Origin of the sequence: Ollibium composti (genome assembly GCF_004801285.1) — a bacterium.
Lineage (GTDB): Bacteria > Pseudomonadota > Alphaproteobacteria > Rhizobiales > Rhizobiaceae > Mesorhizobium > Mesorhizobium composti.
This window is the reverse complement of record NZ_SSNY01000015.1, coordinates 1-16434: the sequence shown is the minus strand read 5'-3', so window position 1 is coordinate 16434 and position 16434 is coordinate 1. Positions and strand designations below refer to the sequence as shown.

The window sequence follows — 16434 nt, the reverse complement described above, 5'->3', positions numbered from 1 at the left end:
GGGGAACGAGGGCGGATCGTGAGCGACGGGCTGGTCGAGGCACTGCATGCCGACATCCGGGCCATGGCGATCGACTTTCGCCTCAAGCCCGGCGAGCGCATCAACGAGGTCGCGCTGTCGAAGCGCCTCGATGCGAGCCGGACGCCGCTGCGCGAGGCGCTGAACCGGCTGGTCGCCGAAGGCTTCCTCACCTTCGAGAGCGGCAAGGGCTTCTTCTGCCGCAAGTATTCGGTCACGGAGGTGCAGGACCTCTATCAGTTGCGGCAGGCGATCGAGCGTTTCGCGGCCGAGCGCGCCGTCGAACTGGCAGCCGACGCCGAGCTGGCCGAACTCGCGGCTTTCCTCGACCGTACCGGCGACCCGGCCGGCCGGTCCCTGGAAGACCTGCTCGCTTTCGACGAACATTTCCATGAGACGATCGCATCGTTCTCGCAAAACGCCGAGATCGGCCGCACGCTCGCCAACGTCAATGCGCGCATCCGCTTCTTTCGCTGGATAGACCTGGGCAGCCGGCGGCAGCGCACGCAGGGCGAGCACCGCGCCATTCTCGACGCCATCCGGGCGCGCGATAAGGGCAAGGCCGTCGCGCTGGTCGACGGCCATATCGCCAGGCGGCGCGACGAGATCGCCGAGGCGGTCAAGGAGTGCCACGCCCGGCTCTTCGTCGAAGACGACTTCGTTCATCCCGCTTTCAAGACAATGGATCAGGCATGCGCGTAACCGGCGGAAAATCGATCTACGGCGCTTCGGTAGGCATTCTCATGCTCGATGCGCGTTTTCCCCGCATTCCCGGCGACATGGGCAACGCCACCACCTGGCCGTTCCCGGTCCACTACAGGATCGTGCGCAGCGCCACGCCCGACCGCGTCGTGCGCAAGGGCGCCGAGGGCCTGCTCGGCGATTTCATCGCGGCTGCACGGGAACTGGTGGCCGACGGCGTCGACGGGATCACGACCAATTGCGGCTTCCTGTCGCTTTTCCAGGAGGAGCTTGCCGATGCCGTCGGCGTACCGGTGGCAACCTCGTCGCTGATGCAGGTCGCCATGGTCAACCGCCTGCTGCCGAGAGGCAGGCGCGCCGGCATCCTCACCATCTCGGCCTCGACGTTGACGCCGCTGCACCTGGACAAGGCCGGCGTCCCGGCGGGAACGCCGGTCGGCACCACCGAAGGCGGCCGCGAATTCACCCGCGCCATTCTCGGAAACGAGCTGGAGCTCGACGTAGAGGCGGCGCGGCAGGACAATATCGACGCCGCCGCCGCATTGGTCGCCGCCAATCCGGATCTCGGCGCGATCGTGCTCGAATGCACCAACATGGTGCCATACGCAGCCGACATCCACGCGAAGACGAGACTTCCTGTCTTCTCCATCGAGACATTCGTCCGCTGGTTCCAGGGGGCGCTGGCGCCGCGGACCTACGGCTGACTCTCGGCTTGACAATCCGCTCTGTCGGACGCGGTGGCGACAGGGCCAGACAAGGACTGCCGACGGCCCGTTATCCATTCCAAGGCCTAACGCAGAAACTGATCGAGAAGCGAGCCGATCCCGTCTTCTTTCGATGTTTCGGGCTGCTGCGCGGCCGAATCCGGCGTTTCGGCCGTGTTCTCCGCGTCCGTGGCCACGCCGCCGGTCGAAGGAACCTGTTTCGCGGCCTTGCTCTTGAGAAGATCGCCGATGATCGCCTTGGCGGCGTCTTCCGCCGAGGAGGGCTTTGCGGGATCCTGCCTGCCGGTTTCAGAGCCGTCGCCCCTGATGAGATCGCCGATCAGGTCGGCTGCTCCCTTTCCCGCTTCGCCCGATCCAGCCTGGCCGGGCAGCAGCTTGTCGAGGCCTAGCTTTTCGGTCGGCAACCCGAAGCGGTTCAGCATTTCCAGCGCACCTTTCGGATCCTGCAGCAATTTGCTCAGATCCGGATAGATGCGCGGCGCCGAAAGCGAACCGTCGACGATGACGGGCACGCCGATCCCCTTCGTCGCGATGTCGCCACCCTGTCCGGAAAGCGAGGCGACGATGCGCGGGTTGAGCTTGATTTCAAGCGTCTGCTCGGCGAGGTCGATCCTGCCGGCGCCATCCATCCTGACCAGCGGGCCCAGCAGGCTGATGTCGTTGGTCTGCGCGATGCCGTTGCCGATGGAAAAGGAAGCGCCGAGCTCGGTGAATGTCGTCTTCTTGCCTTCGTCCGGTTTGAAGCCGCTGGCGAGCAGTCCGACCAGGTTGTTATAGACCTCGGCGATGTCGATGCCGCGCAGCGCGCCGTCGCTGAACTTCACCGAGGCCTTGCCGTCAAGCGAGCGCCTCAGCGCCTTGCTGGTTTTCCCGGCTCCCGAAACGGCGACGTTCGTGTCGAGCCTGCCTTCCAGACGGTCGAACTCCGCCGCGTCGCGAAGCAGCGGCGCCGCCGCGGCGCCGGCAATCGCCATGCCCAGCTTTATGGCCGGCACATCGCCGGAGCCGTCGGCGGACATTGTAGCGGCCACGGTGCCGCCGTAGAAAGGACTTTGCGGGACGGTCAGGGCGGCGGTTCCGTCGGCCACGACAAGCGTGGTTTTCACCGGGCCGGCAAAAACCTTGCCGTAGCCGATCTTGTCCGCCTCCACGTCGATCTTCGCATCCAGTCCTTTCAGGAACGAAAGATCGATTGGAGCGTCACCGGATCCGGCCGGGCCTTTGCTGCCCGTGGCCGTGCCGTTTGTCCCGCTCGTGAGCGCTGCGAAATCGAGCTTCGCAAAGCTGAGCGACGTGCGGATGTCAAGCGGCGTTCCGAGTTTGACGGCGCCTTCGCCAGATGCCCTGACGCCATTCAGGCCGACCTTCGCCTTGGTGAAGGAAACCCCTTGCGGGCCGGCATCTACGGCGCCGTCGAAGGCGAAATCCCGCAGGCCGGGGGAACCGCCCTGCCCCAGCCAGCGCAGGAGCTTGTCGAGCGACGGCGAGGTGGCGGAAACCTGGCCCTTGAACGTGCCGCCTGCGCCGACCCTGCCGGTCGCGCTGGCGCCGAGATATTTCGAGGCGACGGAAAGGCTGACCGGTCCCGAGGCCTGGGCTGCGGAAGCGCCGGCCAGGAAATCGGCGGGCGCGAGCTGTGATTTGAAAGCGACCTCCTGCCCCTGCCAGGTCAGTTTACCCGCCACGTCGACCGGCTTGGCGATGTCTTGAATCTTCGCATCGAGGGTCAGGCCGGTGATGTCGCCGACGGTGCCGCCCTTTGCGTCGGCGAGTGCCGCAAGCGGAACCTTGCCCTGGCGGATGCCGACCGTTCCGCGCAGGTTGAGGCTTTCGCGCATCCTGGCCGGCGTCATCCCGCGAAAGGCGAAGGCCGTATCCATCGTGACTTTCCCCGCCAGCGGGACGGCCTGGCCGACAAGCTTCGCCAGCGCGCCGATGTCCAGGCCGGAACTGGCGACCTTGCCCTGGAAGGCGGGAGACGCCTCCGTTACATCGGTCGAAACCGAGGCGGCGACGGTTCCCGCATCGAGGCCGAGATGTTCCAGTTTCGCTTCGAGCCGCCCGTTGCGCAGCGTCGCGGCGACTTGCACGTCGGATGCGGCGAGCGCGCCGCTGACCAGTTGATCGACCGTAACGCTGACGTCAGCATCGAAGGCCGCCAGCATGGCGAGACTGGGCTCACCCGCGCCGGCGGACGCCCCCTCCCCGCTTGCGCCTCCGTCCCCGGCTGCCATCAGGGTGCCGATGTCGACGCGCTTCGCCGACAGGTCGGCAAGGAAACGAGGTCGCTGCCCGGGCAGGAAAAGCGCATCCATCCGCAAAGCCTGGCCACCGAGATCGAACTGCCCGCCCCTGATCTGATAGCTGCCGTTCTCGTTCAGCCTGATCTCGCCGCTCGCTTTCAACGAGGCAAGCAACGGCGAGGGCGCCGGCTTGATTTCCGCATCGAGGGCGATTTGGGCCGGCTGGTGCTGGAGGATCGGCCTGAGCGCGGAAAGCCTTCCGTTCAGTTGCACGCGGCGGTCGTCCCGCGTGGCCGAAAGCGAGAAGGCGACCTCGCCGTCGAGGTCCGGCGCCTTCAAATCCGCGTCGATGGCGCCGACAGTGCTTGCCGCCCCGGCTTCGTCGACGATGGTGAGACTGCCGTTTTCGATGGTGATGCGGTTGACCGCCAGCCGCTCCAGCGTCGTCACGAGCGCGGCGAAGGGATCGCCTTTCGACTGGCCGGCCGATGCCGGTTCCGCAGTCTTCGCCACAGCCGGCGGCTTGACGGTGATGACCGGCCCGACCAGCGCGATGGACCGGATCTCGAGCCTGTCCGACCACAGGGACGACAGCGTGATCGCCGTCGAGAATCCGGGAACCTTGACCGAAAGATCGCCCGCCTCGGTCGAGATGCCGATGTCCCTGGCGACCACCGCCAGGCCGGGCAGGAACGACAGCCGCACCGGTCCTTCCAGCCGGATGTCCATGCCGCTTGCGGACGACAGTTGCCGCCCCAGTTCGGATCGGGCCCAGTCGGTCGAAATCAGCAGGGGCAGCAGGAAAAGCAGCGCAACAACGAGCGTTGCGACGACAATCAGCGCGGCGGCGATTTTTCTCATATCGGTCAGCCAGCATGATCGGAGCGAATCGGTGCCGGTACACCATACATCAGCGCCTGCCGGATTTCACAACCTCGCCGTGCAGAGCGGTGGACACGGTGGGCCGGCAACGTCGCCGGCAGGCTCAGCCGGTCGACAGGGTTCGCCTCACCGCGTCGTGCCAGCCCTTCAGCTTGGCCGTCCGGGTCCTGGCGTCCATGGCCGGCTCGAAGCGGCGATCGAGCGCCCAGCTTCGGGCGAACTCCGCCATATCCGGCCACACGCCGGCTTTCGAACCGGCAAGCCACGCCGCTCCCAGCGCCGTCGTTTCCAGGATGGTCGGCCGGTCCACCGGCGCATCGAGGATGTCGGCGAGGCACTGCATGGTCCAGTCCGACGCCACCATGCCGCCGTCGACACGCAGAACGGTTTGTGTCGAATCGCCCTTCCAGTCCTTCTTCATGGCGTCGAGCAGGTCGAGAGTCTGGTAGGCCACCGACTCCAGGGCGGCCCGAGCGAACTCGGGCGGGCCGGAATTGCGGGTCAGGCCGAAGATCGCACCGCGCGCCTCGGCGTCCCAGTGCGGCGCGCCGAGGCCGACGAAAGCCGGCACCAGATAGACGTTCTGCGTCGGATCGGCTTTCGCCGCCAGTTCGCCGCTCTGGGCGGCCTTGTCGATCATCCTGGTGCCGTCGCGCAGCCACTGAACGGCAGCGCCGGCGATGAAGATCGAGCCTTCCAGCGCATAGGTGGTCCTGCCGTTCAACCGGTAGGCAATGGTGGTCAAAAGCCGGTTCTTCGAGCGCACCATGTCGGTGCCGGTGTTGAGCAAGGCAAAGCAGCCGGTGCCATAGGTCGACTTCATCATTCCTGGCCGGAAACAGGCCTGGCCGATGGTGGCGGCCTGCTGGTCTCCGGCGACACCGAGGATCGGGATCGGCGCTCCGAACAGGCTTTCATCCGTGCTTCCAAAATGATCGGCGCAATCCCGCACTTCCGGCATCATCCCTGCCGGGATGTTCAGGATGCGCAGAAGCTCATCGTCCCATTCGTTTCTGGCAATGTTGTAGATGAGCGTGCGCGAGGCGTTGGTGGCGTCGGTGGCATGGACCTTGCCGCCGGTCAGCCGCCAGACGAGAAAACTGTCGATGGTGCCGGCGATGAGTTCGCCCTTCCCAGCGCGGCGGCGCGCGCCCTTCACCTTGTCCAGCAGCCAGGCGATCTTGGTGCCGGAGAAATAGGGATCGAGCAGCAGGCCGGTCTTTTTCGTGAATTTCGGTTCCAGCCCCTGCTTCTTGAGCTTGGCGCAAAGCGGCGCGGTGCGCCTGTCCTGCCAGACGATGGCGTTGTGGATCGGTTCGCCGGTCGCCCTGTCCCAGACGACCACCGTCTCGCGCTGGTTGGTGATGCCGATGGCGGCGATGTCGGAAGCGGTAAGCCCGGCCTTCTTGAGTGCCGTCTTGACCGCCCAAAGCACGCTCGACCAGATTTCCTCCGGATCGTGCTCGACCCAGCCGGAAGCAGGATAATGCTGCGTGAATTCCTTCTGGCCGACGCCGACGATCTTCATATTTCGATCGAAGACGATGGCACGGCTGGAGGTCGTGCCCTGGTCGATGGCGAGAATAAAACCGGTCATTGCCTCCCCTTCGTGATCGCCCCTTTGCGGACATGAGCAGGGGAGGCGGCGCGATGCCGCCTCCCCCTTGTCACGGCACGGGCGCGGGCGCCCGCGTCAACTTACTGTTTCTGCCAGCTCTTGACCAACTCGTCGTAGTTGATCGTGATCGGCTTTTCCTTCTCGTTCTCGATCTTCAGCTGCGGCGCAAGGTTGCCCTTCGAGACGGCATCCTTGTTCCAGTATTCGAGATCGTGCTCCTCGGCGAGCTTCGGGCCGATGTCGCCCTGCACGCCCGACTTCTCGATGCGGGCCATGACCTTCTCCTGCTCGGCGCAGAGAGAATCCATGGCTTCCTGCGCCGTCTTGGCGCCGGAGGACGCATCGCCGATCGCCTGCCACCAGAGCTGCGCCAGCTTCGGGTAATCCGGAACATTCGTTCCGGTGGGGGACCACTGCACGCGGGCCGGCGAGCGGTAGAACTCGATCAGGCCGCCGAGCTTCGGCGCACGTTCGGTGAAGCTCTTGTCGTGGATGGTGGAGTCGCGGATGAAGGTGAGGCCGACATGGCTCTTCTTCACGTCCACGGTCTTGGAGGTGACGAACTGCGCATAAAGCCAGGCGGCCTTGGCGCGGTCGTCGGGCGTCGATTTCATCAGCGTCCACGAACCGACGTCCTGATAGCCGAGCTTCATGCCGTCCTTCCAGTAGACGCCGTGCGGCGACGGCGCCATGCGCCACTTCGGCGTGCCGTCCTCGTTCATCACCGGCAGGCCGGGCTTGACCATGTCTGCCGTGAAAGCGGTGTACCAGAATATCTGCTGGGCGATGTTGCCCTGTGCCGGAACCGGCCCGGACTCGGAGAAGGTCATGCCCTGGGCTTCCGCCGGTGCGTAAGCCTTGATCCAGTCAAGGTACTTCTGGATGGCGTAGACCGAGGCCGGGCCATTGGTATCGCCGCCGCGTGCCACGCAGGAGCCGACCGGCTGTGATTTCTCATTGACCTTGATGCCCCATTCGTCGACCGGCAGGCCGTTCGGGATGCCCTTGTCGCCGTTGCCAGCCATGGAGAGCCACGCATCGGTGAAACGCCAGCCCAGCGACGGGTCCTTCTTGCCGTAGTCCATGTGGCCATAGACCTTCTTGCCGTCGACCTCGCGACCGGTGAAGAACTCGGCGATGTCCTCATAAGCCGACCAGTTGACCGGCACGCCAAGGTCATAGCCGTACTTGGCCTTGAAGTCGGCCTTGTTCTTTTCGTCGTTGAACCAGTCGTAGCGGAACCAGTAGAGGTTGGCGAACTGCTGGTCGGGAAGCTGGTAGAGCTTCTTGTCCGGCGCGGTAGTGAAGGACGAGCCGATGAAGTCCTTGAGGTCAAGGCCCGGGTTGGTGACGTCCTTGCCTTCGTTGGCCATGAAGTCGGTCAGGTTGCGCACCTGCTTGTAACGCCAGTGCGTGCCGATCAGGTCGGAATCGTTGACCCAGCCGTCGTAGAGGTTCTGGCCGGTCTGCATCTGGGTCTGGATCTTCTCGACCACGTCGCCTTCCTGCAGAAGGTCGTGCGTCACCTTGATGCCGGTGATGGCGGTGAAGGCGGGCGCAAGCACCTTCGATTCATACTCGTGAGTCGTCAGTGTTTCCGACACAACCTTGATGTCCATGCCGGCAAAGGGCTTGGCCGCGTCGATGAACCACTGCATTTCCTTTTCCTGGTCGGCGCGCGAAAGCGTCGACAGGTCGCCGATTTCCTTGTCCAGGAAGGTTTTCGCCTCGTCCATGCCGGCGAAAGCCTGGTTCACGCAGAAGAGAAGTGCCAGCGCGCTCGTCGATGCTAATATTTGCCGTCGCATTGCGTTTCCTCCGATTGAAAAAGGTTTCAAGTGCGATCCGGGGCGGTGGCGTGCAGGCCGCCGCCCCGACTGTTTCTCCCCTAAACGTAGCGAAACACCGCGATGGCGTAGACTACGCAGAGAGCGAGAGCCCACCACAGGTTGGGTCCGACAAGGCCCAGCCAAGCGAGATGGATGAAGGCGCTGCCGAGCAGCGAAATGAACAGGCGGTCGCCGCGCGTCGTCTCGAAGCGCAGCAGGCCGATACGCGGAGCGCCACCCGGCGAGGCGTATTCCCACACCGCCATCAGCGACAGGATGAAGGCGATGGTCAGAAAGAACAGGGCCGTCGGAAACGTCCATGCCATCCAGCCGCCGGTGACCAGCGGCGCGGTCCAGTCGCGCGCGCCATCCGCGGTCGGAACGAAGGCGGCCAGCAGGCCGGTGGCTGCGAGGTAGATCGCAAGAACCGCGATCAGAGGGATGGTCCAGTTGCTCCTGACTTCCATCACACCCTCCCCAGGGCGAAGCCCTTGGCGATGTAGTTGCGCACGAACCAGATCACCAGCGCGCCGGGGATGAGGGTGAGCACGCCGGCGGCGGCGAGCAGGCCCCAGTCCATGCCGGCCGCCGAAACCGTGCGGGTCATGACGGCGGCGATCGGCTTGGCGTCGGTGGTGGTGAGCGTACGGGCGAGCAGCAGTTCCACCCAGGAGAACATGAAGCAGAAGAAGCAGGCGACGCCTATGCCGCTTGCGATCAGCGGCATGAAGATCCTCACGAAGAAGCGCGGGAAGGAATAGCCGTCGATATAGGCCGTCTCGTCGATCTCCTTCGGTACGCCCGACATGAAGCCTTCGAGAATCCACACCGCCAGCGGCACGTTGAACAGGCAGTGCGCCAGCGCCACCGCCCAATAGGTGTCGATCAGGCCGAAGGCCGAATAAAGCTGGAAGAACGGCAGGGCGAACACCGCCGGCGGCGCCATGCGGTTGGTCAGCAGCCAGAAGAACAGGTGCTTGTCGCCGAGGAAACGGTAGCGCGAGAAGGCATAAGCCGCCGGCAGCGCCACGGCGACCGAGATCACCATGTTCATGACCACATAGGAGATGGAGTTGATGTAGCCGGAATACCACGACGGATCGGTGAAGATGATGGCGTAGTTGCGGAGCGTCGGCTGGTGCGGATAGAGCGTCAGTCCGGTCACGATCTCCCGGTTGGTCTTGAAGCTCATGTTGACGAGCCAGTAGATCGGCACCAGCAGGAAGACGATATAGAGTGTCGGAACCAGCCACCACCAGCGCGATTCGTCGCCGCGCCGACGCATGCGGCGGGCGATCTGTTCCTGTGCGGCGTTCGCCGCGGGGGCGCCCGCATCGTCCATCGCCTGCCCTGTCCTTTCGTTCACCCCGGCCATGGCTCAGCGTTCCGCGTCATAGTTGGTCATGACGGTGTAAAACGCCCATGACAGAAGCAGGATGATGAGGAAGTAGACCAGCGACATCGCCGCCGCCTGGCCGAGATTGAACTCGCCGAGCGCCATCTTCACGAGGTCGATGGACATGAAGGTCGTCGAGTTGCCCGGCCCGCCGCCGGTGACGACGAAGGGTTCGGTATAGATCATGAAACTGTCCATGAAGCGCAGCAGCACCGCAATCAGCAAAACCCGCTGCATCTTCGGTAACTGGATATAGCGGAACACCGCCCAGCGCGAGGCGCCGTCGATCTTCGCCGCTTGGTAGAAGGCATCGGGGATCGACACCAGGCCGGCATAGCAGAGCAGCACGACGAGGCTGGTCCAGTGCCAGACGTCCATGACGATGACCGTCACCCAGGCGTCGAACGGATCCTGCACGTAGTTGTAGTCGACGCCGAGCGCGTTGACATAGTAACCGAGCAGGCCGATGTCGCCGCGTCCGAATACCTGCCAGATGGTGCCGACGACATTCCACGGCACCAGGAGCGGCAGCGCCATCAGCACCAGGCAGGTCGGCACGCCCCAGCCGCGCCGCGGCATGTTGAGGGCGATGAAGATGCCCAGCGGCACTTCGATCGCGAGGATGATTGCGGAGAAGATCAGGTTGCGGAACATCGATTCCCAGAACCGGGACGAAGCCAGCAGTTCCTGATACCAGTCCACGCCGTTCCAGAAGAACTGGTTGTTGCCGAACGTGTCCTGCACCGAATAGTTCACGACCGTCATCAGCGGGATGACGGCGGAGAAGGCGACCAGCACCAGCACCGGCAGTACGAGGAACCAGGCCCTGTTGTTCCATGTCTTGTCCATGGCTCAGGCTCCCATCTCGACGCGCCAGGATCCGGCGTAGATGTTGATGCCCGCGGGGTCGAAGCTGAGCTTCGGCTCGGCGGGAATCTCCTCGTCCTCGCCCACGATCGCAGCGACATCACGGCCTTCCAGCCTGGCGCGCACGACCTTGTGGCGGCCGACATCCTCGACCTTGGAAACCGAAACGGGCATGCCTTCGCGGCCAACGCGGACATATTCGGGCCGGATACCGAGTTCCATTGCCCGTTCCGTGCTCGTCGGCGTGCCGGGCAGTTCGATGATCTGGTCGCCCAGCTTCGCCCGGCGTCCGTCCACCGCCACCGGCATGAAATTCATGCCCGGCGAGCCGATGAAATAGCCGACGAAGGTGTGCTTCGGCCGCTCGAACAGTTCCGCCGGCGTGCCGATCTGGACGATGCCGCCGTCAAACATGACGACGACCTGATCGGCAAAGGTCAACGCTTCGGTCTGATCGTGGGTGACATAGACCATGGTGTAGCCGAAGCGCCGGTGAAGCTGCTTCAGTTGCGAGCGCAATACCCATTTCATGTGCGGATCGATGACCGTCAGCGGCTCGTCGAACAGGATGGCATTGACGTCGGAGCGCACCAGGCCGCGGCCGAGCGAGATCTTCTGCTTCTGGTCGGCGGTCAGGCCCCTCGCCTTGCGCCTGGCCCAGTCGGCAAGGTCGATCATGTCCAGCGTCTCGCGCACCCGGCGCTCGACCACGTCCGCCGGCACACCGCGATTGCGCAGCGGAAAGGCCAGGTTGTCGTAGACGGTCATGGTGTCGTAGATGACCGGGAACTGGAACACCTGGGCGATGTTGCGCTCCTGCGTCGACAGGCCGGTCACATCCTTGCCATCGAACAGCAGTTTCCCGTGGGAGGGTTTGAGCAGGCCGGAAATGATGTTGAGCAGCGTGGTCTTGCCGCAGCCGGAAGGCCCAAGCAGCGCATAGGCGCCGCCGTCCTCGAAAGTGTGATCGACCTCCCTCAGCGCAAAGTCGGAATCCTTCGACGGATTCGGCAGGTAGGAGTGGCGGATATGCTCGACGTCGATGCGGGCCATCGTCTCCTCCTACGCCGCCAGCCGGGGCGCGACCGAAACGGCGCGGCCATGCTCGTCGAAGACCATGATGTGGCGCGGGTCGATGAACACCTCGACCTGCTCGTCCGGCTCGAACTCGCGGATGCCATGCGCCAGCATGATCCAGCGCACGTCGGCAAAATCGAGATGCACGAAGCTTTCCGAGCCGGTGATTTCGGTGATCGACACCTTGGCGCGCACCGGCACGGCGGCCGGGTTCGGCCGTTCGAGAGAAAGATGATGCGGCTGGAAGCCGATTATGTAGCTGGCGTCGGCAATGCCGGCGAGGGCCGCCGGCACGGGCAGGTTTACCCCGCCGTCGAGCAGAAAATGATTGCCCTGCTTGCCGAGCATAATGGTGTTCAGCGGCGGGTCGGCGAAGGTCCTCGCCGTGACCAGGTCGACCGGCTTGCGGAACACCTCGACCGTTGGCCCGAACTGGGTGACGCGGCCTTCGCTCAGCGTCGCGGTGTTGCCGCCAAGCAGCAACGCCTCGTGCGGCTCGGTCGTGGCATAGACGAAGATGGTGCCGGCCTCGGCGAATATCTTCGGCAGTTCCTCGCGCAGTTCCTCGCGCAGCTTGTAGTCGAGATTGGCCAGCGGCTCGTCCAGCAGCACCAAGCTGGCGTTCTTGACGATGGCTCGGGCGAGCGCGGTGCGCTGCTGCTGGCCGCCGGAAAGGTTGAGCGGCGTGCGGTCGAGATAGGGTGTCAGCTTCAGCAGTTCCGCTGCCTTGCGAACCTCGCTGTCGACCTTGCCCTTCTCGACGCCTGCAACGCGTAGCGGCGAGGCGATGTTCTCGTAGACCGTCATCGCCGGGTAGTTGATGAACTGCTGGTAGACCATGGCGACGTTGCGCTGCTGGACGGCCAAGCCGGTAACATCCTTGCCGTCGAACCAGACGGAGCCGGAGGTCGGCTTGTCCAGGCCCGCCATCAGCCGCATCAGGCTGGTCTTGCCGGAAAGCGTTGGGCCGAGCAGAACGTTCAGCGAGCCGTGCGCGAGCGTCAGCGACACATCGGCGATGTGCGTGGCACCGCCCACGACCTTCGAGACGTTCTTCAGTTCCAGCATTCGGCTTCTCCCCCTTTTTGCGGTCTATTCCGCCGCCGCGCTCTGTCCCTTGTCCAGCTCCCGCATGAAATCCTCCAGCGCCGCCACCTGCTCGCGGCTCAGATGCAGGCCGCGCTTGGTGCGGCGCCACAGCACGTCCTCGACCGTTTGCGCCCATTCGTGCTCGACGAGATAGCGCACCTCGGCCTCATAGAGGTCGCCGCCGAAGTCGCGGCCGAGGTCGGCATATGATCTGGCGGTTCCGAGCAGCGTGCGGGCACGCGTGCCGTAGAGCCGGACCAGCCGATGCGCGAGGCGTGCTTCCAGGAAAGGGAAATCGGCCTGCAGCGTGCCGACTTCGGCCTTGAAGCCGGTCGCCGGGAAATCGCCGCCCGGCAGCGGCGCCGTCGCGGTCCATGGTTTGCCGCGCTTGCCGAGAAAGCCTTCGATCTTCTCCAGCATGGATTCCGACAGCCGGCGATAGGTGGTGATCTTGCCGCCGAAGGCGCTGACCAGCGGGGCGGTGGCGCCGCCGCCGTCAGCCTTGAGCACGTAGTCGCGCGTCGCCTCCTGCGCCTTCGACGCTCCATCGTCATACAGCGGGCGCACCGCCGAATAGCTCCAAACGATATCCTCGCGGCGAACGGGATCGGCGAAATATTCGCTCGCCGCCGCGCACAGGTAGTCGATCTCCGCATCGGAAATCTTCACATCATGCGGATCGGCATCGTAGTCGCGGTCGGTCGTGCCGATCAGCGTGAAGTCTTCCTCATAGGGAATGGCGAAGATGATGCGCCCGTCCTTGTTCTGGAAGAAATAGGCGCGCGGATCGTCGAATTTCTTGCGCACGACGATATGGCTGCCCTGCACGAGGCGGACATTGTGCGCGTTCTGGCCGACCACTTCGGCCAGCACATGGTCGACCCAAGGGCCGGCGGCGTTGACCAGCAGCCGCGCCTTCACCTCTTCGGTCCTGCGGCTGCGAAGGTCCTCGAGGGTAATCGCCCAATTGTCGCCGTCGCGGCGCGCGCCGACCACCCTGGTACGCGTCCGGATGGTCGCACCGCGATCCGCCGCGTCACGGGCGTTCAACGCCACCAGCCGGGCGTCGTTGACCCAGCCGTCGGAATACTCGAACGCCTTGGAAAAAATCGGCTTCAACGGCTTGCCGGCAGGGTCCCTGCGCATGTCGAGTGTGCGGGTCGCCGGCAGCAGCTTGCGGCCGCCGATATGATCGTAGAGAAACAGGCCGAGCCTGAGCATCCAGGCCGGCCGCTGGCCGCCGCTGAAATAGGGCAGCACGAAGCGCATCGGCCAGATGATGTGCGGCGCGTTCTTCCACAGCACCTCGCGCTCCATCAGCGCCTCGCGCACCAGGCGGAATTCGTAGAATTCGAGATAGCGCAAGCCGCCGTGGATGAGCTTGGTGGAGCCGGAAGACGTGCCGCCGGCGAGATCGCCCATCTCCGCCAGGAAAACCGAGAAGCCGCGTCCGACCGCGTCGCGGGCGATGCCGCAGCCGTTGATGCCGCCGCCGATGACGAAGATGTCGTGGATCGGGGACTCGCCCACCTTTGCCTCCCGCGATTTCGTATCGCACGTCATGCGACATTTCCGAAACCATGTGGCGATTATTTCGAAGCGAGAACGAATGTCAAACGAAATCCTGAGGATCGGCACAAACTTCGATTGCCCAGGTCCCGAGCTTAGGCGGGCCCATGTTTTCCATGCAGTGGTCTGAGGGCATTCGTCGCCGTGATGGCGCTGATGATCGGCGCGCTGATTGCCCACGGCGTCGCTCCCGGACCGATGCCCGCCTCCGGGAAGCCGGAGAGCTTCCGGGGCGTCATCGCATCGATGTGGGTCGGCGACGTGATGCTCGTCGTGCTCAACCTGCCTTCGGTCGGCATATGGGTGAAGCTGCTGAGCGTTCCCTTCGAGTATCTCTATCCCTTGATCCTCGTGCCCTGCGCCATCGGCACCTGCACGTTGTCGGCCACGCTGTTCGACGTCTGGCCCTTGATAGGCTTCGAGGCCCTCGGCTATATCTTCCTCAAGCTGGGCTGCGAGCCGGCGTCGCTCATCATGAGCGTCATCCTCGGCCCCATGATGGAGGAGATTTTTCGCCGCGCCATATTCCTTGCGCGCGGCCATTTCACCAATTTCGTCACCCGGCCCATCTCGCTGGGATTGCTGGTCCTTTCGCTTGTCGCGCTCGTCGCCGTGTCGATGTCGGCGATCGGCAAGGTCCGTGAACAGGCGTTCGAGGAGTGATCGAATGAGCCGCCACGTCGTCGTCATCGGTGCGGGTATCGTCGGCGCATGCACGGCGGTCGAGCTTTTGCGCAGCGGCTGCCGCGTCACCATCTTGGAAGCCGGCGAAGCAGGCGGGCGGCAAGCGGCAAGCTTCGGCAACGGCGCATGGATCAGTCCAGCCTCGATCGTTCCAATGTCCATGCCCGGCCTCTGGCGCAAGGTGCCGGGCTTTCTCCTCGACCCGCTCGGGCCGCTGACCGTACGCTGGACGGCGCTGCCCGGCCTCGCCTCCTGGCTGATGCGATTTCTCAAGGCCGGGTCGAGCGTGGCGCGGGTGGAGAGAACGGCGCGCCTGCTTTCGGCCCTGCTGGCGGACGCACCGGCGCGCCATAAGGATCTGGCCGACGAAGCCGGCGCCGGGCACCTGATCCGGCAGTCGGGGCTGCTCTACGCCTATCCCGACCGCACCGCCTTCGAGGCCGAAAGCCTCGCCTGGCGGCTGCGGCGCGACAACGGCGTCGCCTGGAGCGAACTCGAGGAAACTGAACTGCGCGCCTTCGAACCGTCGCTCGGACCGCAGTACAGGCTCGGCATCCTCGTCGGCGAAGGCGCGCATTGCCTCGACCCCGGCGCCTACGTCGCGGCCCTGGTGGCGCATGCGGTGTCGCGCGGCGCCCGGCTCGTCAAGGCGCAGGCGACCGGCTTCGTCTTCGACGCCGGCCGGCTGAGCGGGGTCAAGGTCGCCGGGCGGGAAACCATCGCCTGCGACACGGCGGTCCTCGCAGCCGGCATCGGCTCGCGAAGCCTTGCCCGGCAGGCCGGCGACAGCGTGCCGCTCGTCAGCGAGCGCGGCTATCATGTCGAGATCCGCGATCCGGCGATGACGCTTGCCGTTCCGGTGATGCCCAGCGACGGCAAGATGGGCATCACGATGACGGAGGGCGGGCAGCGCGCCGCCGGTCAGGTCGAGCTCGCGGCGGTCGAAGCCGCCCCCGACTGGAGGCGGGCCGATGTGCTGCTCGACCACCTCAAGCGCGCCTTTCCGCCGCTGGCCGGCACGGTCAGGCCCGACTCCCTTGGCCGCTGGATGGGGCATCGGCCCTCGACCCCCGACGGCCTGCCCGTCATCGGCCGCTCCACTGCGTCGGCCGACATTTTCCATGCCTTCGGCCACGGCCATGTCGGCCTGGCTGCGGGGCCGGCGACCGGCCGGATCGTCGCCGACATCGTTTGCGGCCGCGCGCCTGCGATCCCGGTCGAGCCCTACCGCGCCGCCCGCTTCCGATAGAACGGCCGCTGACGCTCAAATCGCCGAAGAGATCGCAGCATGGCTCAAGTCCGCGCCGCCGTTGGAAGAAGCCCGGAAGCCGGGATAGTGTCTCGACGAGACAGGAACCGGAGGTCGATCTTGCGAAACATGATCCTGATCGCAGCGCTGCTGGCAATGACAACCATGGCAGCAGCCGAGACGATTTATTACGGCTCGCGAGCGGGCATGGTCGTAACCGTCGTCAAGAAGTCGAATTTGAATTCGACGCACGCGAAGATCACCACGATACACACGCGCGAGAACGCGATCCAGTTCTGTCGCGAATACATTCAGAAGGTGACGAAGAAGTGCATTGCCGACAACCTGGCTGAGGGCAAGGTGTTGATTTCCGCTGAGAGCTGACCCGGGATTTTCGCCGAGAAGTGACCCGCCTTCATGTATGGTTTGGGTCTTAGGTTTTGGTCAAGGGGCGGCTTTCTCCTTCTTGCTCGTTGCGGCCTGTGC

At 64.7% G+C, this 16434-nt stretch carries 14 protein-coding genes; 5 read left to right on the top strand and 9 right to left on the bottom strand.

From position 1 onward, the window contains the following. Positions 1-18 precede the first annotated feature (18 nt). Together E6C48_RS20255 and E6C48_RS20250 are read left to right on the top strand one after the other, a co-directional pair. Positions 19-720, top strand: a complete 702-nt coding sequence (locus tag E6C48_RS20255) for a GntR family transcriptional regulator (RefSeq protein WP_206086542.1) — start codon at positions 19-21, stop codon at positions 718-720. Further along, on the top strand, positions 711-1424 hold the full coding sequence (locus E6C48_RS20250; RefSeq protein ID WP_136360002.1) for an aspartate/glutamate racemase family protein: 714 nt from the start codon (positions 711-713) through the stop codon (positions 1422-1424). Before E6C48_RS20255 ends, E6C48_RS20250 begins: the two co-directional genes overlap by 10 nt. A gap of 86 nt (positions 1425-1510) precedes the next feature. Here the strand turns inward: E6C48_RS20250 and E6C48_RS20245 are convergent, their stop codons facing one another. The 9 genes from E6C48_RS20245 to glpD all read right to left on the bottom strand — a co-directional run bounded on the left by E6C48_RS20245 (position 1511) and on the right by glpD (position 13976). Then, positions 1511-4549 (bottom strand): AsmA family protein, encoded by a 3039-nt coding sequence (locus E6C48_RS20245; RefSeq protein ID WP_136360001.1) that lies wholly within the window; start codon positions 4547-4549, stop codon positions 1511-1513. A gap of 124 nt (positions 4550-4673) precedes the next feature. Further along, positions 4674-6167, bottom strand: a complete 1494-nt coding sequence (gene glpK, locus E6C48_RS20240; RefSeq protein WP_136360000.1) for a glycerol kinase GlpK — start codon at positions 6165-6167, stop codon at positions 4674-4676. 101 nt (positions 6168-6268) lie between these two features. Then, entirely contained in the window at positions 6269-7996 is a 1728-nt protein-coding gene (locus E6C48_RS20235; RefSeq protein ID WP_136359999.1) for an ABC transporter substrate-binding protein, read from the bottom strand. Positions 7997-8076: 80 nt separating this feature from the next. Beyond that, a complete protein-coding gene (locus E6C48_RS20230) occupies positions 8077-8343 on the bottom strand; it encodes a DUF2160 domain-containing protein (RefSeq protein WP_136360061.1) in 267 nt (88 codons plus the stop codon). Between the two features lie 140 nt (positions 8344-8483). After that, the gene (locus tag E6C48_RS20225; RefSeq protein WP_136359998.1) at positions 8484-9392 is read right to left on the bottom strand and encodes a carbohydrate ABC transporter permease; all 909 of its coding nucleotides are present in this window, start codon (positions 9390-9392) and stop codon (positions 8484-8486) included. Between the two features lie 3 nt (positions 9393-9395). Further along, positions 9396-10262 carry a carbohydrate ABC transporter permease gene (locus E6C48_RS20220; RefSeq protein WP_136359997.1) on the bottom strand — a complete coding sequence of 289 codons (867 nt, stop codon included), beginning with the start codon at positions 10260-10262 and terminating at the stop codon, positions 9396-9398. A gap of 3 nt (positions 10263-10265) precedes the next feature. Then, positions 10266-11333: an ABC transporter ATP-binding protein gene (locus tag E6C48_RS20215; RefSeq protein WP_136359996.1), complete on the bottom strand. Its 1068-nt coding sequence runs from the start codon at positions 11331-11333 to the stop codon at positions 10266-10268. 9 nt (positions 11334-11342) lie between these two features. Beyond that, complete coding sequence (locus E6C48_RS20210) at positions 11343-12425, bottom strand: ABC transporter ATP-binding protein (RefSeq protein ID WP_136359995.1); 1083 nt, start codon at positions 12423-12425, stop codon at positions 11343-11345. Positions 12426-12449: 24 nt separating this feature from the next. Next, positions 12450-13976 (bottom strand): glycerol-3-phosphate dehydrogenase, encoded by a 1527-nt coding sequence (gene glpD / locus E6C48_RS20205; RefSeq protein ID WP_136359994.1) that lies wholly within the window; start codon positions 13974-13976, stop codon positions 12450-12452. 186 nt (positions 13977-14162) lie between these two features. On the opposite strand from glpD, the gene E6C48_RS20200 reads away from it, so the two are divergent. The 3 genes from E6C48_RS20200 (at position 14163) to E6C48_RS20190 (ending at position 16332) form a co-directional block, all read left to right on the top strand. Continuing rightward, on the top strand, positions 14163-14678 hold the full coding sequence (locus E6C48_RS20200) for a tripartite tricarboxylate transporter permease (protein ID WP_136359993.1): 516 nt from the start codon (positions 14163-14165) through the stop codon (positions 14676-14678). A gap of 4 nt (positions 14679-14682) precedes the next feature. Next, positions 14683-15948 carry an NAD(P)/FAD-dependent oxidoreductase gene (locus E6C48_RS20195; protein WP_136359992.1) on the top strand — a complete coding sequence of 422 codons (1266 nt, stop codon included), beginning with the start codon at positions 14683-14685 and terminating at the stop codon, positions 15946-15948. Between the two features lie 120 nt (positions 15949-16068). Continuing rightward, entirely contained in the window at positions 16069-16332 is a 264-nt protein-coding gene (locus E6C48_RS20190; RefSeq protein WP_136359991.1) for a hypothetical protein, read from the top strand. Positions 16333-16434 lie beyond the last annotated feature (102 nt).

Excerpts from the sequence above, each read along its gene's own strand:
- E6C48_RS20225 (WP_136359998.1), bottom strand. The coding sequence starts at position 9,392 with ATGGCCGGGGTGAACGAAAGGACAGGGCAGGCGATGGACGATGCGGGC.
- E6C48_RS20245 (WP_136360001.1), bottom strand. The coding sequence starts at position 4,549 with ATGAGAAAAATCGCCGCCGCGCTGATTGTCGTCGCAACGCTCGTTGTT.
- E6C48_RS20200 (WP_136359993.1), top strand. The coding sequence starts at position 14,163 with ATGGCGCTGATGATCGGCGCGCTGATTGCCCACGGCGTCGCTCCCGGA.
- E6C48_RS20235 (WP_136359999.1), bottom strand. The coding sequence starts at position 7,996 with ATGCGACGGCAAATATTAGCATCGACGAGCGCGCTGGCACTTCTCTTC.
- E6C48_RS20220 (WP_136359997.1), bottom strand. The coding sequence starts at position 10,262 with ATGGACAAGACATGGAACAACAGGGCCTGGTTCCTCGTACTGCCGGTG.
- E6C48_RS20215 (WP_136359996.1), bottom strand. The coding sequence starts at position 11,333 with ATGGCCCGCATCGACGTCGAGCATATCCGCCACTCCTACCTGCCGAAT.
- glpK (WP_136360000.1), bottom strand. The coding sequence starts at position 6,167 with ATGACCGGTTTTATTCTCGCCATCGACCAGGGCACGACCTCCAGCCGT.
- E6C48_RS20210 (WP_136359995.1), bottom strand. The coding sequence starts at position 12,425 with ATGCTGGAACTGAAGAACGTCTCGAAGGTCGTGGGCGGTGCCACGCAC.
- E6C48_RS20195 (WP_136359992.1), top strand. The coding sequence starts at position 14,683 with ATGAGCCGCCACGTCGTCGTCATCGGTGCGGGTATCGTCGGCGCATGC.
- E6C48_RS20230 (WP_136360061.1), bottom strand. The coding sequence starts at position 8,343 with ATGGCATGGACGTTTCCGACGGCCCTGTTCTTTCTGACCATCGCCTTC.
- E6C48_RS20250 (WP_136360002.1), top strand. The coding sequence starts at position 711 with ATGCGCGTAACCGGCGGAAAATCGATCTACGGCGCTTCGGTAGGCATT.